This window comes from Natronoarchaeum sp. GCM10025703 (assembly GCF_042661985.1).
Taxonomy (GTDB): Archaea; Halobacteriota; Halobacteria; order Halobacteriales; family Natronoarchaeaceae; genus Natranaeroarchaeum.
The window spans coordinates 187,490-212,795 of the sequence record NZ_JBHSZF010000001.1 but is presented as its reverse complement, the minus strand read 5'-3'; the positions used below and the strand labels follow the sequence as shown (position 1 = coordinate 212,795).

Sequence of the window (25,306 nt, the reverse complement as noted above, 5' to 3'; positions counted from 1 at the left end):
GCGTGCCGGATCAGTCCATCGTGGCCGCCCTGCACTCCTCGACGCTCGCGTCGCTCTTGAATGTCGTGCCACCGTAGTGGGTTCGGGAGGCCTCGTAGCCCGCCGCACGTAGCCGATCTATGAACTCGTCCATACCGATCGCAGTCCGGCCCCACTGCCTGCAGAGGCGGTGTTGATCGTAGTGGGTCGGCCGGTGGATCTCGTCTGCAATCGTCGTCGTCAACTTTCGGGCTTTCTTCGCGGTCCCCATGTCGTCGGTGACGTGCTCGTGGACCTGCTCGACGAACGCCGCGTCGTGGTTCTTGCCGAGCCATATTGGCCCGGCCGTGAGTACGCGGTTCCCCTCACAGGCCGGGCACGTTTCGGGCGGATTCGCGAGCAGTCCGTGCTCGTGCTCGCGGTGGAGACAGTCCTCGCAGTGGTAGATGTGACCGATCTCATCGAGCGTCTCGTTGGCGTCGGTCGCGCGATGGTCGAGTGCGAGATAGGTCCGGACGTAGTGGTTCGTCGCGTGGGAGAACAGCGGCCGCACGCCGACGTCGTACCGGGCCGCGGTGCGGGCGAGCGCCGACAGCAGAATGCGCATCCCGATCTCCCCGTGATACTCGGTGTTGCGCGGGACGGCGGAGTACTTCCTGACGCCGCTGTCGAAGTGCGCGCCACACAGCGGCGCGGTGTCGGTCGCCGTTACGCAGACCATGTTGCGGACGTTGGCGAAAGCGGCGTCGGCGAAGGGGATCGGCGTCCCGAACGGGTCGATGTCGACGACGTCGAACAACTCCTCGTGCAACAGGGCGTTGACGTCGCGCTCGGCCGTCTCGCCGTCCAGATCGTTCCGTTCGAGGTTTCGCTCACAGAGGTCAACGGCGTCGGGGTCGGTATCACAGAGCGTGGCGTCCCAGCCCTCTGCCGCCGCGCGGACGCCGCGGATCCCGCTTGCAGCCATCGCGTCCAGATACGAGTTGGCGCGTGGTTCTCGCTCCCGATAGGCCCGCAGCGTCGCGACCGTGAGGTCCCGGTTCAACTCCTGGACCGGATTGAAAAAGACGGCGTCGTCGATGCCCTCGGAGTCCTGTTCGGGCACCTCGATTTCGACTGCACCCTCCCGAAGTTCCATACACGCCCTCGCCGCCCACGAGCGAAAAGTGCCACGATGCACCTCTCGTATCCGAACCTGTTTTGACAGGTGCGCCCCAACTACCGCCCGGTGTACCGGCCTACTCCAGTCACGTGGACGCCAGCAGGTGGTCCATCGTGACCGACCTCGACGACTGGCAGGCGCTCCTCTCGGACGCCGGCGAACTGACGCCCGCCGCCGTCGAGCGGATCACGGCCGTCCACGGCGACCGCGGCGCGCGTGCGATCGAAGCCGTCGCCGAGGAGCGGGTCAAGCAGTACCGGGATTTCACGGTCGTGGTCGGCCATACCGAGGAGTACGTCATCGAGGGACGGGGCTGTACCTGCAAGGACAGTCTCTACAACCTCGATGAGAACGATCCGACCGATCTCTGCTGGCACGCACTTGCGGTCATGATCGCCCGCCGGATCGACGCGGTCGACCACCACGACATGTGGTACTCGGACGTCCGCGAGTTCTTGTAATGTAGTTGCCGTCTACTCGTTTGTCTCCCGGAGTAGTATATGTTTAGCTTCGGTAAGCAGCTACTTCTATTCCGATATTGTGCGTATACCTTTTAGCTGATACCCTGCCCTAACACACGATGCGACGACGAACGTTCATCGGTACGTGTGGTATCGCAAGTATGGCCGCCGTCGGTGGCTGCCTCGGCTCCGACGACGAGGAGAATGGTGAAGAAAACGGCGGAGAGAACGGCGGGGAGAACGGCGGAGAGAACGGCGGGGAGAACGGCTCAGAGAACGGCGGGGAGAACGGCGGGGAGAACGGTGGGGAGAACGGCGAGGAGAACGGTGGGGAGAACGGCGGGGAGAACGGCGAGGAGAACGGTGGGGAGAACGGCGAAGAGAACGGTGGGGAAAACGGCGGAGAGAACACTGCTATCGAAGAAGAGTTCTCGGGGACCGGCTCCGGAACCATCGATCAGCTCAACGTGGTGGACGGCTTCTCCGGCCTCCGCGTCGATCCTGTCGAAGGGCTGGATCTTACGGTCATCGACGCCGACGGCAACAGCCAGCAGACGTTGGGTTATGATCTCCAGATCTACCAGAGTTTTGTCCCGCTCTTCGTCACGGGCGAGCACGATATCGACGTTCAGGCGGACGAAGGAGTCGAGTGGACGATCACGGCAGTCCAGAACCCGGCCGCCGACGCGACAGTGGTCGACCTCCCAATGACTGTCGAGGGAGCGGAACCGGACTACGTCGGTCCGATCGACTTCAGCGAGGGCGTGAGCGTGTCGATGGATCACGGCGGCGACGGGGAGTTCTTCATGAAACGCCTCGATCTCGACGGCAGCTACGGCCACCAGCTACTCCAAGGGACGGGTAACTACGCAACCCAAACCGATGTAGACGACGACGGGATGGGCTGGATCCTGATCACCGCCAGTGAGCAGTACGAGGTTAGCCTCGAGGCGAGTGGGAACTGAGCGCCAGCAGAGACAGCACTCAGACGCCGGTCGAGTACCGCAGGATTCCTGCGAACCCACCGAAGGCGTTGAGTAGCTGTTCGCCCTTCTCGAAGTCAGACGAAATGAACGTCGTTTCGGTGCCGCGCTGTTCGGCGATATCGATGAGGTGGTCGATAGCGTCTTCGCGCTCGCCCGCTTCGGCGTCGACCGTCTCGCCACACTCCGAGCAGGTGTGATCGGGTGTCGACTTCCGGCTTTCGAGTAGCTTCCGCTCCTCGTGGCCGTTCGGACACTCGTACGTGACGACATCCTTGCGAAGGTCCTCGCTGATCAGGAGCGTCTCGACGGAGCCCATGATCAGATTTCGACGGGTCTGGTCGAAGCCGTAGGTCGCCTTCTCGCCGTCGTGAAGCTCTTTGAAGAACGTCTTCATCAGCGCCTTGTCCTCCATGAGTTCGGCGTCCGCGAGAGCTTCCTCGCCGGCGTCAACGAGGTCGTAGAGCCCGGATTCGTCAGTATAGGAGACGTCGAACTTCCCGAGCACCTTGTCTTGGAGCTCGTGGTGGAGGTAATCGCCGTCGAGGAACTCGTCTTTGGTCGGCGAGGGGCCGCCGACGAGCACGCCGTCGAGTTCGTGGCGCTTGGCGACGAACAGGTCGTTGGCCATCTCGGCGACCTCCTGATAGAAGTTGTCGATCGCTTCGAGGCGCAGGCGGGCGAATCGCTGTGCGGACTGACCACCTTTTCGCTGCTTGCCGGGGACCAGCGAGGAGGCGGACTTGACCGGTTCGACGCGCTTCCCTTTCAGCCAGCCAACGTTCGCCTCGCGGCGGTCCAGCACGATGAGGCCGTACAGCCCCTTGTCGGCCAGCATGTGCTCTAACGGCTCGGTAAGGAAATCGGAGTCGCAATGGTAGCGGAACGACTCGATCGGCTGGGGCGGGTTCTCCAGCGTCTCGGTCACCATCTCGCTTCGGCCGCCGCTGGTGTTGACAGCCCCCGAGAACAGGACGATCCCGTTATCCGGCGGGTAGGTGTCGTAGTACTTCAGGCGCGCCTTGATGCTCGACAGCGCGTCCTGGACGTTCGTCCGGGTCTGTTTGGACTTGATGTTGGCCGCTTCGCTGTGTTCCTGCGTGATATGTGCGACCACGTCGCTGATCTGCTTGTCCGGCGGGACGTAGATCGTGACGAGTTGGGTCCCCGAGCCCTCGTACTCTTTGAGGTCCTCGATGACCTTCCGGAACTCGTACTTCTTCCGGTCGGAGTGCTCTTTTTCCTGCTGGCTCATTATGTGTACTAACCGCTGGCGGGCCTAAGTATGCTTTGACAGATGGATAGCGGACGCCAACGGCTCTCACTGCTCGAATCGGTCAGTAGCTTCGAGCGCGCCCACCAGTCCCGTCGTTGTCACGTCGACAACGTCTCCTGTCAGGTCTGGAATTTGCCAGTTACCGGCACTTCTGAACGATGTTTTATTACACATGGGTGTTAGCCTCATAACAACGGATGTCTTCGACAACAGTCTACGCCGTCGCGAGCGGCAAAGGAGGGGTGGGAAAGACCACTACGACCGTCAATCTCGGTACTGCACTGGCAGGCGCAGGACACAAGGTCGTCCTCGTGGATACCGACCTCGGCATGGCGAACCTCGCCGGGTTCGTGAACCTGTCACCGGACGGGCCGACGTTACACGACGTACTCTCCGGCGACGCGACCGTGACCGAGGCGACCTACGAGGTGGCTGAACGGATCGGTGCGGTGCCCAGCGGGACCGAACTCACCAGTTTCGCGCAGGCCGACGCGACGAGACTCCGTGAGGTCATCGACCAACTCCGTTCGGAGTTCGACTACGTCCTGCTGGACGTGGGCGCCGGCATCAGCCACGAGTCCGTGCTACCCCTTGGCATCGCCGACGCCACGATTTTGGTCTCGACGCCGGAACCGGCGTCGGTCCAGGACGTGAAGAAGACGGTCGAACTCGCCGAACAGGCGGGCGGCGACATCTCAGGGCTGGTGCTCACCCGCACCCGTTCGGGCGACGACGTCTCCTACGAACAGATCGCCGCGCGCCTCGACCTCCCCTTGATCGGCGTTATTCCGGAAGACGACGCCGTCCGGGACAGCGTCTACGCCCGAACACCGCTGGTCGTCAACACGCCCGACTCGCCCGCCGCCGGGGCATACCGCGAACTCGCCGCTGGGATTGGTGGCGGGTCGAGCGACGCTTCCGAGGAGTCCCCGGAGACGACGGACGAGGCATCGGCGGCAGTCGGTGCCGAGTCCTCCGACGTGTCCGATGCGCTCTCGGACGTCGAGTCCGACGCGACCGCTGCTGACGGGACTGATTCGGCTGACACCGACGGAGACGACATTCCCGACGAAGATATCGACCTCTCGCTGGAGAGGGAGGGGGCTGAAAGCGAGGAGTCCGACCCGGGCGCGGAAACCGAAGAGTCCGACCCGGGCGCGGAAACCGAAGAGTCCGACCCGGATGCCGAAATCGAAGAGTCGGACGTGGATGTGGACGCCGAGGAGTCGGACGAGCAGGCGACCCCCGACGAAGACGTCGACGAGCAGGCGGACGTCGTCGCCGACGCGGAGAGTGACTCTGTCGAAGCCGCGGCCGGGACGGTCGCGCCCGAAGCGGGCGGTGCAGACAGCGGGGCCGAAGCATCCGCGGACGGCGTGACGATTCCCGACGCGGAAGCGGATGCCGACGCCGCGACCAACTCGTCCGACGACCTCGCTGACGACGCAGTCCCGTTCCGTGGTGGCAATTCGACGGCCGAGGAGGGCGACGCTCCGGCAGAAGACGGCACCGACGAGGACACCGCTGGCGAAGGGGAAGCGGAAGAAGACGCGGACGAAGAGGACGGGAAAGGATTCCTGGGCGGTCTGTTCTAGACGCTCCGGCGGACGTTTCTCCCCGCGTTCTCACATCGACTCGGGAGCCTCGACTCCGAGGACATCGAGGAGTTCGCAACGGCGTGTTGGGCGGCGGCAACGAGTGCGAGGCGAGCGTCGCGCACCTCGGGGTCGATATCGTCGCCGAGCACCTGACACTCGCGGTAGAAGACGTTGAACCGCTCGGCGATGTCGCGGGTGTAGGTCGCGACGATATGGGGCTGGAGGTCCTCGGCGGCCTCTTCGATCACCGCCGGCAGGCGGGCAACGGTGCGGAGCAGGTCGCGTTCGGCGTCGGTGTCGAGCAAACTGGGGTCGACGTCGGCGGGGGTCGGTGTCACTTGCGCCTCGCCGTCTCGCGGTTCGTCACCGCTCGACCTATTCGAGGCCCCTTGCGCCTCGTCCAGAATCCCACAACATCGTGCGTGGACGTACTGGACGTACGGCGCGGACTGGGCCTCGAAATCGAGCGCGCGTTCCCACTCGAATGTGATCGATTTGGTCGGTTGCTTGGCGACGATATCGTATCTGACCGCGCCGATGCCGACCTGACAGGCGATCCGGTCGACGTCCTCGACGTCCAGGTCGTCGTCGCGGATGCGGTCGTCGAGGCGGTCCTCGACCTCCTCGCGGGCACGGTGGATGGCCTCGTCGAGCAGGTCGTCGAGGTCGACGCCGGTGCCCTCGCGGGTGCTCATCCCCTCGCCGCCGGGGAGGTTGACCCACGAGTAAAACAGCTGATCGAGCTGGTCGGTATCGTTGCCCAGCAGGTCGAGCGCGGCGTCTAGCTGCTCGAATGCCAGGTGGTGGTCCTCGCCGATGACGGTGACGGCACGGTCGTAGTTGTCGAACTTCCACTCGTGGTGGGCCAGATCCCGCGTCGGGTAGAGACTGGTGCCGTCAGAGCGCAGGAAGACGAGGTTCTTCTCGATGCCGTACTCGTCGAGTTCGAGTTGCCACGCCTCGTCGTCGTAGACGGCCTGATCGAGCTCCTTGAGTCGCTCGACGAGGTCGGCGGTCGAGCCATTCCGCATAAAGCGCGTCTCCTTGACGAACTCGTCGAACTCGGCTGGCAGTCTGGCGAGGGTCTCCTGCATCCCCGAGAGCACGGTGTCGACGACCTCGCTCACGCGCTCGTAAGCGTCCTCGTCGCCGGCTTCGAGGCCCTGCATGATGGCCTCGATCTCGGCTTCGGCGTCCTCGACTTCCTCCTCGGGCGCGTCCTCGAGGAACGCGTTGCCCTTGCGGTAGTAGCGGACATACTCGTAGTCGGGTTTGTCGCGTTCGGGGTCGGGCAGGTCCCCCTCGTCGAAGCGCTCGTAGGCCCAGGCGAAGACGGCGATCTGTCGCCCGGCATCGTTGACGTAGTAGTGGCGGTCGACGTCGTAGCCGGCGTAATCGAGCACGCGACAGAGCGCGTCGCCGATGATCGGGTTGCGCGCCCGGCCGACGTGGACGGGGCCGGTCGGGTTGGCGCTGGTGTGTTCGACGACGACGCTCGTCTCGCGGTCGTCGAGTCGGCCGAAGCCGTCCGACTGGGCGGCGTCGAGGGTGTCGGCGAAGTACCGGTCGCTCGGCAGGAAGTTGACGTACGGTCCCTGTGTGGTCACGGCGTCGACGTACTCGTACTCGCCGGCGTCGATGGCCTCGGCCACGTCTGCGGCGACTTTCGGCGGCGGTGCGCCGACCTCGCCGGCCAACCGGTAGGCGATGCTCGACGCGAGCACGGCGTCGACATCCTCCGGTGGCTCCTCGATGCCGAGGTCGTCCTCGGGCAGGTCGAGCGCATCGAGTGCGCCCGCCAGCGCGTCTGCCACTTCGTCGCGGATAGAGAGGAACATGTGCCCCCTATTCGAGCGCCGGATATAGGAGTGACGAGTTTCGACGCGGAGCGCTGGGACTCAGACCGGCTTCGGTTCGGACCGTACGCCCGGCACTTCGTCGAGCTCCCGGTCCTCTTCGAGCGCCTCCAGACAGTCCGAGACGGTGTACGTTTCGTCCGGGCCGGCACACGGGTAGACTCCCGAGAACTGCTCACCTTTCCGGAGCACCAGACAGAGTACCGGCAGGAACATCACCGTCCGACCCGCTGCGCCCTGACGCACGCGAAAGAACGGATCGACGGTGAGGTCGGTGTCCTCCAGAGCGCGTTCGAACTCCCTGTACATCGCTATCTCCTCCGGAACGCCGCCGCGACCGCCTGACCGGAAACAGACCTTTCGACTCCACCGCGTGACATCTACTTCGTCGACGACGCCCGATTCTTGCAACTCGTACAGTCGTTGCAGCGTCGATTCCTGTGTCTGCTGCGTAGCGTCGGGTGCGAACCCGCGCATATACACCTCGATTCGGAGTGGTCCGTCCGTTCTGTCCATGAATCCCCCGAGAGAATGTACCACATAGCCCGATAAAGTCCTTTCCCGACCCCTCTTTTCGGGGACCAGTCACTGGAATGTACTGTCACGATTCGGATACTGCTTCGGGCCATCAGTTCCGCCTCGACGACCCCCTGATAGCCCGCTCTGGCGCGTCACGCTAAAAACCCTGGCCCGATAACGGGGGAGTATGCATTTCGACCAGCGCACTCAGAACGCACTGCGCGAGGCCGGCCTCGACGTCGACGACCTCAAGCAGACGTCCGAGGCAGTCGTCGATTCGACCCGACAGACTGCGGACGAACTGGAAGCCTTCTTTGGCGACGCCGACAGCGTCTACTCGGACATGGAGATGGCCCACAGCGTCGACGAATACCCCGAGCATACCGTCGACTACCTCGACCTGACGACGCACGCCGCGGAGATGCGCGGTTGGCTCCGCTTCGATAGCTGGGGTGCGTACGTCGAGGACGGCCGGGTGCTCGACGACGGACTCGTCGAACTCTCGCTCGGTCCGACGGTTCACGACCGCGTCCGGTTCGCCCGCTCGCGAGAGCGGCTATGACGCGGGTTCGGCTCCGAGGCATCTACACGACTGCACTCACCCGGCGACTGCTCGATGCCGGTCACGACGTCGTGCAGGCGTCGCCACCGATCCGCGAGCGCTTCGAGGCGGACCTCGAAGCGGCCCCCCGTGATGTCTCGATTACGGACACGAAGCATCGACAGGGGGTCGGTGTATCGGGGCCGACCGACGCGGTCGACGCCGTCCTTCCCGAACTCAGGTCGCTTGCCCGCGATACCCTCGTCTGGGCGGATCCAGCCCCGACGGGTGCGGTCTTCGATGGACAGGTGACCGAGACGCTCGGCAGCGGCGCTATCGTCGCGCTCGGGGATCCCTCGACGGTCCAACTGGACGACGTCCCGCTCCCGACGGGCGATGTCGAGGGCTTTCTCCCCTACGACGACACCGACGGCTACGTCGACGACGGCGACCGGATCCGCGTGCAGGTGCGTGACGCCGCACCGCCGTGGGCCGACCATCGGCCACAACTGAGCACCGATATCGAGGCGGGCGGTGGACTCGTCTCGCTCGTCCGCGGCCGTGAGGAGGTGCGGGCCGCGGTCAGCGGCCAGCGTGGGACCGAACTCGTCCGCACCACCGAGATGCTCCCGGTCGACGCCCCCGATGGCTGGGGGATCCGCTGGGAGCGTCCGGCCGCGGACGCCGAGATCGGGACGCTCGGCGACGCGCTCGACCGGACCACCGCCCGTGCGAACACGCTGGAGGAGACGCTCGCGGACGCCGACGGCGAATCGCCCGCTGATTCCGACACTGAAAGCCGGCTTGTGGCTCCCAACGCGACCGTCTGGTGTTGGTTCGGCCGCGAGTCCCGCAGCGCGCTCGACGGTTCGCGCCGCGACGTGACGACGACGATGCCGGGCCACCACCGGATCAAAGCCGGCGACCGCTCCGCCAGCGACGCGGTGGACTTCGTCGAAGCCGTCTGCGAGCCAGCGGGTGAGTTTCCGTTTGCCGCCGTCACTGGCCAGTTCGGCCCCGTCGAGGGCGACCTGCTCGCGCTCGGTCACGGCAAACCGGACGGTCGACTTCTCGAACTCGGCCGCGGCGAGGTGACCGAACGCACCGATGCGGGCGTGACGGTCCGTCGCGAGATGCGGAGTTCGGGCACCTACGACGGCATCGGCACCGAGCGCACGCGCGGTGACATCGCCATCACGAAACTCGTCGAGGGCCGGTGGTGGTATCCGACGGTCTACCGCGGCGAGGACGGCGAGCGGAAAGGCACCTACGTCAACATCTGTACGCCAGTCGAACTGTTCCCGGATTCGGCCCGATACGTCGACCTCCACGTCGACGTCGTGAAACAGCCCGATGGCACGGTCGAACGCGTCGACGAGGACGAACTCGCCGCCGCCGTTGACGCCGGCTATCTCCCCGAAGCGCTCGCCGAGAAGGCTCGAAACGTCGCGACTGCAGTCGAAAACGCCCTCTAACATGACCGAGACCCCACGCCCCACGCCGCCGTCCGAACGCATCGTCAGTTTAGACGCTCTCCGTGGGTTCGCGCTGCTCGGCATTCTGTTGATCAACATCTGGGTGTTCGCGATGCCCGAGGACGTGTTGTTCAACCCGAACATCTACGGCGACTTCACCGGGGTGAACTACGCGGCGTGGCTGTTCACGCACATCTTCGCGGAGGGGAAGTTCATCACGCTGTTTACCCTGCTGTTCGGCGCGGGCATCATCCTGTTCACCGACAGCAAGGAACGGAAAGGCCAGGAGGCCCGCTCGCTGTACTACCGGCGCACGGTCTGGCTGATCGTCATCGGACTGGCGCATGCCCACCTGCTCTGGTACGGCGACATCCTCGTCGCCTACGGAGTCAGCGGCCTCTGGGTCATCACGGCCCGGGGCTGGCCCCCGGAAACTGCTCCTGATCGGGGTCGGTATCTTTGCCGTCCCATCGGTGCTCGAACTCTTCGTCGCCGTTCAGTCGGGTGCCGAAGCCATCGCCCCGCAGTGGGACCCAGCCGCGAGCGTCATCCAGCAGGAGGTCGAAACGTACCGAAGTGGCTGGGTCACACAGCTAGAGCATCGCGTGCCGGCGGCGATCCAGCGCGAGACGACAGGCTACGTTAGCTACTCCTTCTGGCGTGTCAGCGGGCTGATGCTCGTCGGGATGGCGCTGTACAAACTCGGTGTCTTCACCCACGACCGTTCGACGGCGTTCTACCGTCGGCTGATCGCCGGCGGTGCGCTCGGCGGGTTCGCGCTGATCCTCGCGGGCCTCGTCTACATCTCGGCCAACGACTGGTCCGCGGGCGCGGCGCTGTACTGGCGACAGTTCAACTACTGGGGTGCGCCCCTGGTCTCGAGCGCGTATCTCGGCGGTATCTTCCTGTACGCTGGCCGGCGGTCCGACGGCCCGATCACTCGTGCGCTCGCCGCAGTCGGGCGGACGGCGTTCTCGAACTACCTCTTTCAGACGGTGGTGGCGACGTCGATATTCTACGGCCACGGTCTCGGTCTGTTTGGCACTTTCCAACGTATCGAACTACTCGGTATCGTCGCGGGAATCTGGGCGGTAGAGGTGGTGCTGTCGGTGCTCTGGCTACGATACTATCGGTTCGGGCCGGTCGAGTGGGTCTGGCGCGTCCTCACTTACCGGCGGCGCGAACCGCTCAGAAAGTGAACTTCAGGCGTCGACGTCGTGGTCCGGGTCGTCCTCGACCTGACGTTTCATCGACTCGCGGCGGGATTTGGCGTCCCGGCCGGTGGCTTCGAGCAGGAAATCGTTCTTCGCGTCGACGGCGTCTGCGGCCGCGTCGGCGTTGCCCTCCGCGATGACGTCCTCTGCGGGGCGCTCCTCGAAGTGAACCGCAAGCTTGTCTTTCTTGCTGCCGTACTCGGAAGTGCCGGCGACGATCCGATCGAAGACGGGGTTGTCCGGATCCTCGACGACGTAGAGGTCGTTGCCCTTGAACTCCTCGGTCCCGTCTATCGTGCCGAAGTAGTCTTCGACAGTTTCTTTCATATCGGGGATTCGTTCTTCGAGATACTCGCCGCGTCGCATCTTGTACTCTTTCATGGTTGATGAAATCGGTCGGCGTTGATTTACCCGTTACGCTTGCTTCTGCTCCGCGAGGTAGCCGCTCCGACATTCGGGACAGATATCGCCCGCTCTGAGCGAACTCCCTGTCCCCGGTGCGGAGAAGCTACACTCCGGACAGACGTACTGCGAACCGCTCCCGTCTCCCGTCGACTCGACCGGCGTCGGCGCGCTATCCACGCTCGTAAACGTCGTCTCGGCGTTCTGTTCGGGGCGTTCGACGACTGCCTCGCCGTCGGCATCGCCGCCGGACTCGGGCCGCAACCCACCGCCGAACTCGACGTCCTCGGGCTTACCGCTCCCGGTATCGGCGTCGTACCCCTCGTCCTCTCCCTCGACTGCCGGCCAGTCCTCGCTCGGTTCGTCGTCGTCGGCCCGCGTGTCGTCCGAGTCGGGCCACTCGCCGTGTGCTCGCTCGCGTTCGGGCTCTTCCTCGGGTTCGTCGTCGGCGTCCAGGATCACCGCGTCGTCCTCTTCGGGGTCCATCTCCGGTTCGTCGTCGGCCTCGGTCGCGGCACCGGCCTCCTGCGTCGCGGCCGGGACCTCGTCGCTGTCGTCGGGTCCCTCGTCGACGAACTCGGCGTCGTGGCCGTCCCCGGCGGCCGGCGGGGTCTCGCTCTCCGCGGCCGCTGGCTCCGTGTTCGGTGCGTCCCCACCAGAATCGGGCTCTGGCGTCGCGTCGCCTGCTGTCTCCTGCGTGGTCGGTTCGGGTTCGTCGGCCGACTCCGTCAGCGCGGTTACCTCCTTGTTCTCGCTGACGAGTTTCGTCTTCCCGCACCGGGAACACGTCTGTTCCTCCCGGATCGTCACGACCACTTCGTTCCCCTGTTCCTCGCGTTCACGCTCGACTTCGCTGTCGCCGTAGTCGTGTCCGAGGAGCGAACACCTGATAGCCATTGTCCACGCATACCCAACCGCCCCCTAAAAAGTTGCCGCCCGCGAGTACGTCGGCCGAACACTGCAAACACGTCAGAAAACGAAAATAAGGGTAAAAACGGATGGGGCGTATGTATCATATATGAAAGCACGGCCGGAGTATCGCGACAGGGCTGACGTAGAGGTCGCGGTGCTTGATGCGCTTGTCGATCGGAACGACGACGGGATGACGGTGTTCGAGCTTCGATCTCACGCCGAGGTCAGTATCCACGACCTGGAGGCCGCGCTCGAATCGCTCAAAGACGACGGACTCATTCAGGTCGACGACTCGGGGAAGCGGACGGTGATCAAGGCCGACGAGCGCGTGATTCCGTCGACGACGAACGACTCGGAGGAGCCATCATTCTTCGAGGAACTGCGCGAACGACTGCCGTTCTGATCCGCCGCCTCTCGCCCGCTTGCTCGAACCGCTGACCTTTTTCGCCCATAGCCCCCAGTACGGGTAATGACCGTTATCCACTCCGTCCACGAGGATCACGGCGCGACCTTTGCCGAGCGCGGCGGACGGCAGGTCGTCCGACACTTCGGCCGGCCTGGCCGTACCCACCGCGCCGTCCGCAACGGCGTCGGCCTGATCGAGATGGCCTACGGCGTCCTCACGATCGAGGGCTCGGATCGGGTGAGCTACGTCGACAACGTCGTCTCGAACGCCGTGCCGACCGAGAACGGCGAAGGCTCCTACGCGCTCGTGCTCGATCCCCAGGGCGGCATCGAGACGGACATGTACGTCTACAACGCCGGCGAGCGACTCCTGATCTTCACCCCGCCCCAGCGCGCCGAACCGCTCGCCGACGAGTGGCGCGAGAAGACGTTCATCGAGGACGTTGACATCGACCTGGCGACCGACGACTACGCCGTCTTCGGGCTTCACGGGCCGAAAGCCACCGAAAAAGTCGCAAGCGTGCTCAACAAGTCCGGAACGCCCGAGGCGCATCTCTCCTTCGTCCGCGGCTCGATGGGCGACGAGGGCGTCTCGGTGATCCGGACCGACGCGCTGGCCGGCGACGAGGGCTTCGAGGTCGTCTGCGCGGCCGACGATGCCGAAGCCGTCTACGACACCCTGCTAAACCACGGACTCAACGCCGCCCCCTTCGGCTACGATAGCTGGGAGACGCTGACGCTCGAAGCCGGGACGCCGCTGTTCGATACCGAACTGGAGGGCCAGATACCGAACGTCCTCGGCCTTCGCAACGCCGTCGACTTCGAGAAGGGCTGTTTCGTCGGCCAGGAGGTCGTCTCCCGCGTCGAGAACCGCGGTCGGCCGAGCAAACGGCTCGTCGGACTGACCTGCGAGGCGGTCCCGTCGGCAGGTGCGGCAGTGTTCGACGGTGACGCCTCGGTCGGTGAAGTGACCCGCGCCGCCCGGACCGAACTGGTCGCGGAACCGATCGCTCTGGCACTCGTGCAGTTCGACGCCGCCGAGGAAGACGACCTCACCGTGCGTGTCGACGGCGAGGACGTCCCCGCGACGAGTACCTCGCTCCCCTTCGTCGAAGGGAGCGACCGGTCGGGACGGCTCCCGGCCTACGAATAGCTGTTTTCTCTATCGGCCGAGGTCCTCGTGCGCGCTCGACAGATGGCGGGAGGCAAGCGCGGCGAGCAGGGAGAGTTCGCCCGCCAGCGCGCCGACCGCGATGATCTCGGCGAGTTCGTCGGCGTTCGACCCTGCGGGGTCGCCGCCGCCGCGAACGCCGAGGACGTCCAGCGCCTCGGCCTGTGTGGGCAGTTTCGTCCCTCCGCCCACTGTGCCGACTTCGAGACTGGCGATGCTGACGCTCGCATAGAGGCTGTCGCCGCGCTCTTCGATGGTCGTAATCGCGTTCGATCCCTCGACGACCTGCGCGGCGTCCTGTCCGGTCGCGAGGAAGGCGGCGGCGACGACGTTTGCGGCGTGGGCGTTGAAGCCGAGACTGCCCGCCTTCGCGCTCCCGACGAGGTTCTTTCGGGTGTTCGCCTCCTGGATGGCTTCGGGCGTCGTACCGAGTCGCTCCTCGACCAGTTCCCGATCCAGTTCCACGTCGGCGGTGACGCTCCGCCCGCGGCCCTGGACGGCGTTGATCGCCGCGGGCTTTTTGTCCGAACAGAGGTTGCCCGAGAGCGCAACGAGATCCGCCGGGGTCTCCTCTCGACGAGTTCGCAGGCCTTGCCGGTCGCAATGGTCGCCATGTTCATCCCCATCGCGTCCTTCGTGTCGTAGGCGAAGCGGAGGTAGACCGAATCGCCGACGACGTAGGGTTCGATGTCGAGCAGTTCGCCGTGGCTGGTCGTCGACTCGGCGGCCTCGCGCAGGCGGTCGGTGTTCTCCGCGACCCAGTCGATCACTGCCTTTGCCTCGACGATACCCTGGACGCGGAAGACGGGTGCGCGGGTCATCCCGGATTTCGTGACGCGGGCCTGCGCCCCATCCGCCGAACGGATCGCGGAGAGGCCACGGTTGACGCTCGCCAGCAGTGCGCCCTCCGTCGTCGCTGGGGCAGGTAGTACTCCCCGGATGCGGCCCCGCCGTCGACCGCTACCGGGCCGACCACGCCCATCGGTAGCTGTGCGCCGCCGATGGCGTTCTCGATGTTCGGTTCGGCGTCGGCCGCGTCGAAAGCGTACTCGCCGACGGTCGACAGATCGGCCCCCGTCTCGCGCTCGACCACCAGGCGGCGCGCCGTCACAGCAGTCTCGTGATCGGTATGCTCTTCCAGTTCGTGCAGGCGCAGGTCGCCGTTCAGGACGCGGTCGGCGAGGTCGGCAGCGTCGGTCATGGTACGGGCATGGCCTGCCCGGCCCCTAACAGTTGCTCTTTCCGGCCGGTCGGACCGCTCGTCGACGTACACACCGCTCATCGGCTTATCGAACTCGAAGCGACAGACTACAGAATACGAAGTAATAAGCTATGCTTTTCGAAGTATGGACCGAAACACCGTTGTCGAACGCCCGAATACACCTCACTCGATGACGACTGTCCGTGATCTCTCCCCCGACGACGCCCCGGCACTGACCGCCCTCTACGAGGAGTACGAGTAGTGGGAGGACCGTAACGTCGAGGACGTCCGCCGCGCGCTCGCCGGGACGGAGGTCGCCGTGGGACTCGAAGCGGACGGCGAACTCGTGGCCTCGGCGCGCGTGCTGACCGATTAAACCTACTACGCGAACGTCTTTGACGTGCTAGTCGCGACGGACTACCGCGGGGAGGGCCTCGGCGAGACGCTGATGACGGCGGTCGTCGAGCATCCCGACCTCCAGGAGGTCGCCGGGCTCTCCCTGCTCTGTCGGCGCGGGCTAGTGCCGTACTACGAATCGGTCGGCTTCGATCTGTTCGACCCCGAGATGGAGGTGCCAGAGGGCGGTGTCGAACCGCTGGTGCGGATGACCTACTCACAGGCGTAATCACTCCACACGCCCGCCGAGCAAGCCCGGAGTGTTTTTGTCGTCGCCGCGCCTACGTCGACCCGATGCAACTGGGCTTTTTCGAGTCGCTGACGATGGTCGGCGCGCTCGCCGTCGCCATTCCGATGGTCTACGCGGGCAGTAACATCTATCTCGCCGGCAACTCGATCGGACTGCTGTTCGTCGGTCTCGGCGTCGTAATGGTGCTCGCGGAACGGTTCCTGACGACCCCGTTCGACGTGCCCTCGATCGTCGCGAAGAAGACCGTCGGACGGTTCATCCGGGACCCCGACGAGGCTGACTCCGACGCGCCGCCCGAGCACGAGTGATCGCATAGTATATTTCTTCAATTTTACTGCAACACCAACGGCTATGCAAATGTATTTATCATCCGTCCACAGACGGATCCGTATGGCTCTTCGATCGTTCGCCGGTGAACTCGGGATGGCGGTGTCCGTATTCGTCGGCCTCGTCGGCTTTTTCGCCGTACTGCTCGTATTGAACGTCGTCCTCTCCCCGTTCGGAATCGACGACCAGACGATCGGTATCGCCGCTGCCGTCGTCTTTTTCGCGTCGTTCTGGGCGATGGGACTGAAGTATTTTCTCGGTTCGTCCTGATCAGTCGCCGACCTGCATCCCCGGCGGATACTCGACGACCGGCCGTGCGCCGTCCTCTTCGACGAGTATCAGATCCCCCACAGCCACGTAGCCGTGCTCGGATGTGGCCAGTCCCGGCCGGAGCGCCAGCACTGTGCCGGCGGGGAGTTCGGCCGTCCCGTCGACAGGCGGCGACTCGTACGGGTCGAGGCCGACGCCGTGGCCGAGGTTCGCGATGACGTCGCCGGACTCCGGCGACGGGTCGAAGCCGTATGCGCCGAGTTCGGCGACCAGTTCGCGGTGGAGTTCGCCCGTCGTGACGCCCGCCCCCGCGTCGAGCGTCGCCAGTGCGGCAGACCGGGCGTTCGTCACTGCGACGTGGGCGCGGCGGTTCCAGCCCCCATCGCCGTCGACGACGAGAGTGCGAGTGAGGTGACCGTGATAGCCTGCTGGCACCCGCGGTGCAACGTCGACCGTAACCGTCGCGGCTTGCGGAATCGGTACGTCGACGCTCGGCGTCTCGGGCGGCCCGCCGACGCCGACCCGTGTGGTGCCGCTCGGGAGGCCACCTGCGGCGACCATCGCCTCGTCGATAGCTCCTCGCAGGCGAGTAGCCGTCAACAGTTCGCCATCCCAGAGTAGCCGATTGCCGGAGTGCTCCGCCTCGGCGAGCACCGCGCGTGCCCGGTCGACTCCTTCGACGGCGACGCCCTGTGCGAACGTGGTGCGGGTCTGCTCCCACTCCGTTTTCTCCCGGCGGGCGCGCTCGACGACGTCGCTCGACGCCAGTTCGTAGCCCGCCTCTTCGAGATAGAGCGCGGCGTCGTGAGGAATCGGCGGGGGGACGAGAACGGTTCCCGTCGTCTCTCCCGATTGTTCGTCGAGCACGCTCGCCGCCGCCTGCCCGGGATGTCGGCGTCGTGCATCGAACCGCCGGACCATGCTGGAGAACTCCGGGACGCCCTCGACCGTCGTCGGCAGACAGAGCACTGCCGCTTTCGAGGTGTAGACGAACGCGACAGGTGTAGCGCCGTCGTAGCCGGTGCAGTACCGGATCGACGAGTCGTGGCCCACGTGGACGAATCCGGTGGCGTCGCGCCCAGCGAGTTCGGCAGCCAACCAGTCGAAATCGGCTGTTGCAGGCGCTTTCGATCCGCTCATCCGGCTTACTGTGCTTCGAGGGGCTCTCGTGCTTCTATCAACAGGTCGTCGATGGGCCGCTCGTCGGGTTCGTTGTGGAGCAAGACGTCGATGGGGAGTGTGGGCGCGCCACTGACCAGGTTCTCCATGATGACGAGTCGCTCGCGAGCACGGCTCATCCCGACGTAGAAGACGCGCCGTTCGTTGTCGGTCAGCGTCGGGACGGGGTTGGTCGTCTTCGTGAACTCCTCACAGCCGGGGACGTCGGTCGGATCCTCGACCGTGGCGGCCATCTGCTCGACGACCTTCTCGGTCAGGTCGGTGCCGACGAAGACGTGGTCGGCCTCGCGGCCTTTCGCGCTGTGGATCGTGCCCAGTCGGACGCGCTCGGTGTCCATCCCGATATACTCGCCGACGGCGAAGTAGGCGGTGACGCTCTTTTTCTGGAAACTCGTCACTTTTCGGGACATGTCGGCCGCGGACTTCGGGCCGGGCATGAACGGGACGTGCTCGCCGATCAGGTCCGGTTCGATGGTGAGGTTTACGATGTCGTCGACGCCCGCTTCCTCCTCGCGGTCTTCGATGGCGTCGAACAGTTCGTCGCGGTCGTTCGAGCCGAAGGCCGAATCCGCGAGCATGTCGGCCAGTCGGCGCGCTTCCAGACCGTTGATCGGTTCGTCGGTGTCGAGTGCCTCGATCGCCTGGACGAACTGGGTCAGCCGGTCGGTCCACATCCGCTGGTCGGTGAGGACGCTGAACGGGATCCCTTCGGTGATGAACTCGTCGATGAACTGGAACATCTGGTAGCGCGCCCGGAACAGCAACATCACGGTCTCCTCGTCGGTCTCATCGACCGTCGCGCGGACCTCCCGAACCAGGTCGAGCATGGAGGGGCTTTCCTCGCCCTGTACGACGCCGCCCTCCTTGCGCGGGTTCAGGTCCTTGTCCTGGCGCTGGTCGATATGTTGGATCTCCCGGTTGACGACGTTCAGGACGTTCGAGGGGAGCCGGTAGGAGTTCGGCAGAATGACGTCCTCGTCGACTTCCTCGTCGAGCAGCAGGGCGGGATCGGCACCCTGCCAGGAGTAGACGACCTGATCGTCGTCGCCGGCGATCAGCACCTTCTGCATGTACGGTTTCCACTCCTCGTAGACGCCGTACTGCAGTTTGGTGATGTCCTGAAACTCGTCGATCACCAGGTAGTCGACGTTCGGGAGGAGGGAGCGCTGTTTGACGCGTTCGAGCATGTCGGCGAAGCCGACGACCCCCTGATCGCCCTTGTAGTTCCGCCAGGCACGGATCGCTTCGGGAACGTCGACACGGTCGTCGTCGCTCGGCCAGGTCGGCGTGTACTTCCCGCCGTCCTGTGCGTTCGGATCGACGTCCGGCGGCAGTCGGATCTCCTCGACGTCCCACTTGAACGGTACGTCGTACCAGTCGGAGACGTCACGCTGGGTGCGCTGGAGCCACTGGCTCGTCGCGATGATCTTGTTGCCAAGCGTCGTCGACCGGGCGGTTCGTCGGCCCCCACCGCCGTACTCGTCCTCGAACTCGATACCGTAGTCCTCACAGAACTCCTCCTTGTCGGACTCGCCGACGACGTCGTTCCGGGAGAGATCGAGCAGTTCGTAGGCCTTCGCGTGCATCGTGCAGACGTTGCCCTTGAGTGCTCGTGGGTTCTCGTCGAGTCGCTCGGCCAGCCGTTCGCGGATCTCCGCGGCGGCGGCCCGTGTGTAGGAGACGACGAGCACGTCACGCTGGCTCACCGTTCCGTCTTCCAGAAGGTCTTCGACCCGGTCGAGAAGCGCCGTCGTCTTCCCGCTTCCAGGACCACCGAACAGGCGGGTGACGGACGTATCGGCTGCAGTCATTACACAGTATCACTATACGAAACACTATAAGCCCCGTGGCTTCGCTCTGGGCCTATCAGCGGTCAGTTCCCCCGGGACGAGCGGGCTTCGCGGACGTCGCTTCCCTCCCGAATCAGGTCGTCACACTGCGGGCAGACCCGCGGTTCGTCAACGCCGCGGGGCGTGAACACTCGCGCGTAATCGACTGTGACAAACGAATTGCAGTTCTGACAGTGTGGCATGCGTTCTCCAGAGGAACGTGAGGAAGCCATCTATATAATTTTACTGGCGATATCGGCCTAAGAATTACAGATGGCTTCCCGGAGCGAACGGTCGAACGCGACGGCATGGGCTCCGGCACTCACAGAGGCACTGCTCCGGAGCACGATTGCAAAAAAACGTCGAACAGCGAGTCGTCTCTCCTTCGTTACGGTCGGGTCGGCGACCAACCACAGACGGAGCAACTGGATGCGTCTTCGTCGTGGAGACCGCCACATTCCGGACACTGTAGCTTGTTATAGTTCCGCTCCCATCCTACGGGTTCTGTTTCGTGGCCGTGACGTGAAAGGAAGTTGTCGATCAGATCGTCTCCGGCATCGTTGGGTGCGGACGCCATACACGGTACCTGTTCACACACCACGCTAATAAAGCTTGGTGGCCGGGAAACCCTTGCCAGTTCCTCCGCAAACCAACGGATCCGTGGACGAACGTACAACTATCTATAGTAATATGGCAAGTTTGTCACACCTAATAGCTCGCTCCGTCGGACGGTCCTGTCGGTGATACACGACTGACGGCAGTACAGTTCGGATCAGGCCTCTTCGAGGTCGAACTCCCAGGCGCGATAGCCGCCTTCGAGATTGAGCACGCGAGCGTCCTCGTCGACGCCCTCGTACGATTCGAGCATCCGTGCGGCCTTCTGTGAACTCTTGCCGACCGGGCAGACGACGACGATTTCGTCGCCCCAGTCGTGCTCGTCGACGCGCTGGGGGAGTTCGGGGAACGGAACGTTCTCGGCGCCGGGGATGTGCCCTCGGGCGAACTGGGGCGGCCGGCGGATGTCGACGACCTGCAGGTTGTCGCCGTTCTCCAACTTCTCGTTGACCGTTTCGGGTGCGATATCCTCGACCATCAATATCGGTTGTTCGGTTCGATTCGGGTAAAGGGCTTCGGCAGCGCGATGTTCTGCCGATCCGCTGTCGGAGTGCCCTCCTGAACCGTCCCGTTTATTCGAGTCCTGGTCCAAACAGTACGTATGAGCGATCTGAACCTCGACCCGGTCCAACTGGACCGGTACTCTCGGCACGTCATCATGGACGACGTGGGACCGGACGGGCAAAAGCGCCTGCTCGACGCCTCGGTGCTCGTGATCGGTGCGGGTGGGCTTGGCGCGCCAATCATCCAGTATCTTGCCGCGGCGGGCGTCGGCCGCATCGGCATCGCCGACAACGACGTCGTCGAGCGGTCGAACCTCCAGCGCCAGGTGATCCACGGCGACGACGACGTCGGCCGGCCGAAAGTCGATAGCGCCGCCGAGTTCGTCGCGGAGCTGAACCCCGATGTCGACGTCGATAAACACGAGACTCGCGTCACCACGGAGAACGTCAATGCGCTGATTGCCGACTACGACCTCGTGATCGATGGCAGTGACAACTTCCAGACGCGCTATCTCGTCAACGACGCCTGCACGCTTGCCGGGGTGCCGTTCACCCACGGTGCAATCTTCCAGTTCGAGGGCCAGATCACCACGTTCCCCGCGACCGAGGACTCACCGTGTTACCGCTGTGTGTTCCCCGAAGCGCCGCCGGATGGGATGGTGGCCGACTGCGCGACGGCGGGCGTGTTGGGCGTGTTGCCGGGCACAGTCGGCTGTATCCAGGCGACCGAAGCGGTGAAAATGATTCTCGGCCAGGGCGACCTGCTCGATGGTCGACTCCTGTTTTACGACGCGATGGCGATGGAGTTCGACGAGGTCGAGATCCGCAAGAATCCGGACTGTCCGGTCTGTGGCGACGACCCCGCTATCGAGTCCGTCCACGACGTCGAATACGTCGAGACGTGCTCGATCGGTGCCGACTGAGTTCTGTCTCGTGCTCCGTGGCGCTACGCACTGTTGCTCGCGACCGACTGCCGGTATCCCTCGCGCGCCTGATACACGAAGACCGCAAGTACCGACACCACGACGGTTCCCCAGATAACGTCCTGTTGCACGCCGGAGACGGTATCGGTGAACATCACCGAGAGAAGACCGAGCATGAGAACGACGACGCCCATCCGCGAGGCGCTGGAGACGGAGTCGTCGACGCGCATCAGATACGCTTGCGGGGCTACGTATCCGAATGCGACAAAGAGCAGGAACGCAACGACTGCGCCCCAGTCGGCGGGCATCCCGACCGTCGCTTCCACGGCGGTCAGCACTCCGAGGGCGGTGATTGTTGCCAGAGCGGACACTACGACGACGGCGTTTTCTCGGGAGGGCATACCCGACAGTTCGATAGGAATGATAATAAGCTTACCTTTCACGGCCGGAGTCCTCCCAGTCCGAAACTCCGACCGAGAGCGCCTGCAGAGACGAGTCCCGTGGCGAAAGCCTATTATCGTGCTCGCAAAGGTGGACGTATGAGCGAGAGCGCCGGACACGCGGCCGAGCGCGTGACCCTGGCACGGCTTCCGTCGGGGACGGAGATTTCGACGACGATCCACCGGTACGAGGGCGACGAATCGGGGCCGACGGTGTACGTCCAGGCCGCTCAGCACGGCCGGGAGATCAACGGGACCGAGGTGCTCCGGCGAGTTCACGACCGGCTTGCCGCCGACACTCGCGCGGGGACGGTGATCGCAGTCCCTGTGGCGAACCCGCTAACCTTCGATCGGGTCTCCTACACGACGCCCGAACAGCTAGACAGCGTCAACCCGAATATGAACCGCGTCTGGCCGGGCCACGACGAGGGGACGCTCCACCAGCGGATGGCCGCCGAACTCTGGGAGTACGCCGGTGATGCCGACATCGTCGTCGACCTGCACACGGGAAGCCCGGATATGTACCCACACGTCGTCTACACGGAGGGCGACGACCGCTCCAGATCGCTGGCCGAGACGTTCGGTACCGACCTCCTGCTGGCGGAGCCATCTGGCGAGGACGCCCCCGACGAGTGGCAAGAGCGCGGCTTCGGCGGGAAACTCCGGGTCGCCGCGGCCCGCGAAGGGATTTCGGCGATCACACCCGAGTTAGCACACAACAAACAGTTCGTCGAATCCGCAATCGATACCGGCGTGACGGGCCTGTTCAACGTTCTCCGCGAACTCGATATCCTGGCGGGGTCGCCAGTCGAAAACGGCAAGAGACAGGACGCGCGCAACCACCTTGGCAACGTCGACGCAACTGGATCGGGGCTGTTTCGGGTCACCGGCGATTACGAACTCGGTGAGACGATTCCCGAGGGGTCGACGCTCGGGACGGTGTACGATCCGGCGACCTACGAGACGCTCCAGACCGTCCGTACGGAGCGTGAAGGCGTCCTCTACGCGCTCACCCGAGAGGCGACAGTAACGGTCGGCGATCGGCTTGCGGGTATCGCCGTCGTCGACTAGAAGATGTTCGCCTGCCGGTAGACGTTGATGCCGTCGTCCGTAATCTCGTAGGGTTTGGTCTCCCGGGAGTGGTTGGCGTCGCGGATCTTCTGGATCTCGATGGCGAGTTGTGTCTCCCGGAAATCGGAGGGGCGGATGTACTGCAGGACGAAGACGGCGTCGGTGAGATACTCGACGATGCCGTGGCGGGAGGCGAACGCCGACTCCTCGCTCGCCTCGCTGGTCAGCAGCGTCGTGACGCCCGCTTTCTTCAGGCTCTTGGTGAAGCCGTAGATCTCGTTTCGTCTGGCCGCGCGGTCGTCGTACATCATCTCCAGCAGCGAGACCGAGTCGAGCACGAGTCGGGACGCCCCGAACTCGTCGATGAGTCGCGGGAGTTCGCTCCGGATGCTCTGAAGGCTGTTTGCCATCTCGACGGGGTCGATGTCGACAACTGCCAGATCCCCGTCTTCGGCGTACTCGTCGAAGGAGAACCCCTTCTCGGTCGCACTTCGGATGACGCGCCGGCGTGACTCCTCCAGGGTGATGTAGACAGCGCGCTCGCCGTTTCGCAGTCCTTCCGCGAGGAACTGCAGGCCGAGCGTCGTTTTCCCCGTCCCGGCGCTCCCGATGGCGACCATCAGCGCGCGGGCGGGGATGCCGCCCTGCACCATCGCATCGAGGCCTTCGATGCCGAGGGCGATCCGGTCGATATCCGAGTCGGGATCCCCCTCGAACCCGCCGCCGCCGAGCGTCTCGAAGTCGTCGGCCCCCATCTCAAACTCCCCGTCGATGTCGAACTCCTCGTCGATATCCAGGTCGTCACCGTCGGCGGAGACGTCATCGGACTCCGCTGGAATGTCGGGAGCCTGGCCGAGCGCGTCGCCGAACCCCCGATCGAACAGTCCGCTATCGCCCGCCCCCTCGTCAGTACCAGGATCCGTCTCGTCGACCGTTCTGGCGTCCCGCTCTGCGTTCTGGAGGCTCTCCAAGGGGTCCGGCTTCTCGTCCACGGCTATCTCTTCGAACGCGTCTTCGAGGTCGTCGGCAGCCTGATCCACCGACGAGGACCGTGCGGCCACCTCGTCCGCTTCGTCGTCTTCGCTTCCTGGCGCTTCGGCGTCGTCTGCATGCTCGTCGGCCTCCTCGAGAGCCCACTCGCCCGAGAAGAGGTCCTCCGCGTCGCCCTCTTCCGCTGCAAGCGCCTGCTCGAACCAGTCGTCGTCCTCGTGGTCGGGATCCGTCTGCGCTTCCTCGGGGTCGTCGTTCTCGTGACCGGAACCGTCGCCCTCACTCACGACGCCCACCTGCGGTTTCGGCAGTATCGGTAGCCCGGCAGTGGCTCCCAGCAGTCGCTGGAGATGGTCCGTTACCCGGGCGCAACCCTCCTGACGCGTTGAGCGTGTTCGTATGGTTCATATCGGTTCCGATAGCATCGCTGGACAACGGCCGTACTATCTCCAATCAGACACCGGGTCCTGATTAACTTTGCTCCAGTCCCGCCGTCAACGGGGGCTTTTTACTCCCCGCATGCTACCCGACTCCATGTACGTCGGGATTGTCGCACAGCGGGACAACGAGCAGGCAGTGAGTCTCGCGGCCGAACTAGTCGGGACGCTCGAAGCGGACGATCTGACGACGACGCTCGACACCGCCACCGCTGGCGCACTCGACCGTCCCGGAGTCGACGTCAACGAGATGGCCGAGTGTGATCTGGTCGTCTCCATCGGCGGCGACGGCACCTTTCTGTACGCCGCCCGTGGCGCGGGGTCGACGCCGATCATGGGCATCAACCTCGGCGAGGTCGGCTTTCTGAACGCCATCGCGCCAGCCGATGCCATCGAGGCCGTCACCGCCGAAGTCGAACAGCTCCGCGAGACGGGCCGGGCCCGCTCGCGAGAGATACCCCGCCTCCGGGCGAGCAACGGTGACTGGTCGCTCGAACCGGCGATCAACGAGATAGCGTTTCAGGGTCCCCAGCGAGGCCATGGTAACGGGGCCGACTTCACCGTCCGCGTCGATGACGAAGTGTACACGACCGGCCACGCGGACGGCGTGCTCGTCTCGACGCCGACCGGTAGCACTGCGTACAACCTCAGCGAGGGTGGTCCGCTGGTCCATCCCTCTATCGAGGCAATCGTCCTCACCGAGATGTGTCCGACGGACTCGATGCCGTCGCTTGCTGTCGACATCGACAGCACAGTGTCGGTCTCCGTTTCGGGCGCCGAGGAGGCGTTCGTGGTCAGCGACGGTCGGACCAGAGAGCGGATCGATCCGCCGGCCACTGTCACCGTCAGTACGGCCGAGGTCCCGGTCAGAATCGCAGGGGAAGCGTCGACTATTTCGAGGCGCTGAAGAAACTGGAGTGA

Annotated in this window: 23 protein-coding genes and 4 pseudogenes; 14 read left to right on the top strand and 13 right to left on the bottom strand. The window is 64.6% G+C overall.

What is annotated here, in order from left to right:
• Positions 1-10: 10 nt before the first annotated feature.
• Positions 11-1,117 (bottom strand): tRNA (guanine(26)-N(2))-dimethyltransferase, encoded by a 1,107-nt coding sequence (locus ACFQH2_RS01140; RefSeq protein WP_377056024.1) that lies wholly within the window; start codon positions 1,115-1,117, stop codon positions 11-13.
• A gap of 137 nt (positions 1,118-1,254) precedes the next feature.
• On the opposite strand from ACFQH2_RS01140, the gene ACFQH2_RS01135 reads away from it, so the two are divergent.
• Together ACFQH2_RS01135 and ACFQH2_RS01130 are read left to right on the top strand one after the other, a co-directional pair.
• Positions 1,255-1,602, top strand: a complete 348-nt coding sequence (locus tag ACFQH2_RS01135; RefSeq protein WP_377056022.1) for a hypothetical protein — start codon at positions 1,255-1,257, stop codon at positions 1,600-1,602.
• A gap of 119 nt (positions 1,603-1,721) precedes the next feature.
• Entirely contained in the window at positions 1,722-2,567 is an 846-nt protein-coding gene (locus ACFQH2_RS01130; protein ID WP_377056020.1) for a hypothetical protein, read from the top strand.
• A 19-nt stretch (positions 2,568-2,586) separates the two neighbouring features.
• Here ACFQH2_RS01130 and prf1 read toward each other — a convergent pair whose 3' ends face one another.
• Entirely contained in the window at positions 2,587-3,840 is a 1,254-nt protein-coding gene (gene prf1, locus ACFQH2_RS01125; RefSeq protein WP_377056018.1) for a peptide chain release factor aRF-1, read from the bottom strand.
• A 218-nt stretch (positions 3,841-4,058) separates the two neighbouring features.
• Here prf1 and minD point away from each other — a divergent pair, with 218 nt between their 5' ends.
• Positions 4,059-5,456 (top strand): cell division ATPase MinD, encoded by a 1,398-nt coding sequence (gene minD, locus ACFQH2_RS01120; protein WP_377056016.1) that lies wholly within the window; start codon positions 4,059-4,061, stop codon positions 5,454-5,456.
• Here the strand turns inward: minD and argS are convergent.
• Both argS and ACFQH2_RS01110 read right to left on the bottom strand, forming a co-directional pair.
• Positions 5,453-7,297, bottom strand: coding sequence for an arginine--tRNA ligase (argS, locus tag ACFQH2_RS01115; protein ID WP_377076354.1), 1,845 nt, complete (start codon positions 7,295-7,297; stop codon positions 5,453-5,455). The two genes, minD and argS, sit on opposite strands and share 4 nt — an antisense overlap.
• A gap of 60 nt (positions 7,298-7,357) precedes the next feature.
• On the bottom strand, positions 7,358-7,831 hold the full coding sequence (locus tag ACFQH2_RS01110; protein ID WP_377056012.1) for an HTH domain-containing protein: 474 nt from the start codon (positions 7,829-7,831) through the stop codon (positions 7,358-7,360).
• Between the two features lie 190 nt (positions 7,832-8,021).
• On the opposite strand from ACFQH2_RS01110, the gene ACFQH2_RS01105 reads away from it, so the two are divergent.
• The 3 genes and pseudogenes from ACFQH2_RS01105 (at position 8,022) to ACFQH2_RS01095 (ending at position 11,049) form a co-directional block, all read left to right on the top strand.
• Entirely contained in the window at positions 8,022-8,396 is a 375-nt protein-coding gene (locus ACFQH2_RS01105; protein ID WP_377056010.1) for a DUF7532 family protein, read from the top strand.
• Positions 8,393-9,850 (top strand): DUF402 domain-containing protein, encoded by a 1,458-nt coding sequence (locus ACFQH2_RS01100; RefSeq protein ID WP_377056008.1) that lies wholly within the window; start codon positions 8,393-8,395, stop codon positions 9,848-9,850. Before ACFQH2_RS01105 ends, ACFQH2_RS01100 begins: the two co-directional genes overlap by 4 nt.
• Position 9,851: 1 nt before the next feature.
• Positions 9,852-11,049, top strand: a pseudogene (locus ACFQH2_RS01095) (DUF418 domain-containing protein).
• A 3-nt stretch (positions 11,050-11,052) separates the two neighbouring features.
• On the opposite strand, the gene ACFQH2_RS01090 reads toward ACFQH2_RS01095, so the two are convergent.
• Together ACFQH2_RS01090 and ACFQH2_RS01085 are read right to left on the bottom strand one after the other, a co-directional pair.
• Positions 11,053-11,445 (bottom strand): DUF5611 family protein, encoded by a 393-nt coding sequence (locus ACFQH2_RS01090; RefSeq protein ID WP_377056004.1) that lies wholly within the window; start codon positions 11,443-11,445, stop codon positions 11,053-11,055.
• Positions 11,446-11,478: 33 nt separating this feature from the next.
• Positions 11,479-12,363: a DUF7093 family protein gene (locus ACFQH2_RS01085; RefSeq protein WP_377056002.1), complete on the bottom strand. Its 885-nt coding sequence runs from the start codon at positions 12,361-12,363 to the stop codon at positions 11,479-11,481.
• 121 nt (positions 12,364-12,484) lie between these two features.
• On the opposite strand from ACFQH2_RS01085, the gene ACFQH2_RS01080 reads away from it, so the two are divergent.
• On the top strand, positions 12,485-12,781 hold the full coding sequence (locus tag ACFQH2_RS01080; protein WP_377056000.1) for a DUF6432 family protein: 297 nt from the start codon (positions 12,485-12,487) through the stop codon (positions 12,779-12,781).
• A gap of 66 nt (positions 12,782-12,847) precedes the next feature.
• The gene (locus ACFQH2_RS01075; RefSeq protein ID WP_377055998.1) at positions 12,848-13,936 is read left to right on the top strand and encodes an aminomethyltransferase family protein; all 1,089 of its coding nucleotides are present in this window, start codon (positions 12,848-12,850) and stop codon (positions 13,934-13,936) included.
• 9 nt (positions 13,937-13,945) lie between these two features.
• Here ACFQH2_RS01075 and hmgA read toward each other — a convergent pair.
• Positions 13,946-15,155 (bottom strand): annotated as a pseudogene (hmgA, locus tag ACFQH2_RS01070) (hydroxymethylglutaryl-CoA reductase (NADPH)).
• 397 nt (positions 15,156-15,552) lie between these two features.
• Between hmgA and ACFQH2_RS01065 the strand changes: the two are divergent.
• From ACFQH2_RS01065 to ACFQH2_RS01055, 3 genes and pseudogenes are all read left to right on the top strand, one after another.
• Positions 15,553-15,780 (top strand): annotated as a pseudogene (locus ACFQH2_RS01065) (GNAT family N-acetyltransferase); the annotation flags it as partial.
• A gap of 65 nt (positions 15,781-15,845) precedes the next feature.
• Positions 15,846-16,109, top strand: coding sequence for a DUF7533 family protein (locus tag ACFQH2_RS01060; RefSeq protein ID WP_377055994.1), 264 nt, complete (start codon positions 15,846-15,848; stop codon positions 16,107-16,109).
• Positions 16,110-16,191: 82 nt separating this feature from the next.
• Positions 16,192-16,398 carry a hypothetical protein gene (locus tag ACFQH2_RS01055; RefSeq protein WP_377055992.1) on the top strand — a complete coding sequence of 69 codons (207 nt, stop codon included), beginning with the start codon at positions 16,192-16,194 and terminating at the stop codon, positions 16,396-16,398.
• Here the strand turns inward: ACFQH2_RS01055 and ACFQH2_RS01050 are convergent, their stop codons facing one another.
• The 4 genes from ACFQH2_RS01050 to ACFQH2_RS01035 form a co-directional block, all read right to left on the bottom strand.
• A complete protein-coding gene (locus ACFQH2_RS01050) occupies positions 16,399-17,538 on the bottom strand; it encodes a M24 family metallopeptidase (protein WP_377055990.1) in 1,140 nt (379 codons plus the stop codon).
• Positions 17,539-17,543: 5 nt separating this feature from the next.
• Positions 17,544-19,388, bottom strand: a complete 1,845-nt coding sequence (locus ACFQH2_RS01045) for a UvrD-helicase domain-containing protein (protein WP_377055988.1) — start codon at positions 19,386-19,388, stop codon at positions 17,544-17,546.
• A gap of 406 nt (positions 19,389-19,794) precedes the next feature.
• Entirely contained in the window at positions 19,795-19,983 is a 189-nt protein-coding gene (locus ACFQH2_RS01040; protein WP_377055983.1) for an HVO_0416 family zinc finger protein, read from the bottom strand.
• A gap of 195 nt (positions 19,984-20,178) precedes the next feature.
• Entirely contained in the window at positions 20,179-20,499 is a 321-nt protein-coding gene (locus ACFQH2_RS01035; RefSeq protein WP_377055981.1) for a rhodanese-like domain-containing protein, read from the bottom strand.
• Between the two features lie 123 nt (positions 20,500-20,622).
• Between ACFQH2_RS01035 and ubaA the strand changes: the two genes are divergently transcribed.
• Positions 20,623-21,447 carry an SAMP-activating enzyme E1 gene (ubaA, locus tag ACFQH2_RS01030; RefSeq protein WP_377055979.1) on the top strand — a complete coding sequence of 275 codons (825 nt, stop codon included), beginning with the start codon at positions 20,623-20,625 and terminating at the stop codon, positions 21,445-21,447.
• A 23-nt stretch (positions 21,448-21,470) separates the two neighbouring features.
• On the opposite strand, the gene ACFQH2_RS01025 is transcribed toward ubaA, so the two are convergent.
• Positions 21,471-21,848, bottom strand: a complete 378-nt coding sequence (locus ACFQH2_RS01025; RefSeq protein WP_377055977.1) for a hypothetical protein — start codon at positions 21,846-21,848, stop codon at positions 21,471-21,473.
• A 138-nt stretch (positions 21,849-21,986) separates the two neighbouring features.
• Between ACFQH2_RS01025 and ACFQH2_RS01020 the strand changes: the two genes are divergently transcribed.
• Positions 21,987-22,958, top strand: coding sequence for a succinylglutamate desuccinylase/aspartoacylase family protein (locus ACFQH2_RS01020; RefSeq protein ID WP_377055975.1), 972 nt, complete (start codon positions 21,987-21,989; stop codon positions 22,956-22,958).
• On the opposite strand, the gene ACFQH2_RS01015 is transcribed toward ACFQH2_RS01020, so the two are convergent.
• Positions 22,955-24,235, bottom strand: coding sequence for a KaiC domain-containing protein (locus ACFQH2_RS01015; protein WP_377055973.1), 1,281 nt, complete (start codon positions 24,233-24,235; stop codon positions 22,955-22,957). The genes ACFQH2_RS01020 and ACFQH2_RS01015 overlap by 4 nt on opposite strands.
• 247 nt (positions 24,236-24,482) lie before the next feature.
• Between ACFQH2_RS01015 and ACFQH2_RS01010 the strand changes: the two are divergent.
• A pseudogene (locus tag ACFQH2_RS01010) lies at positions 24,483-25,306 on the top strand (NAD(+)/NADH kinase).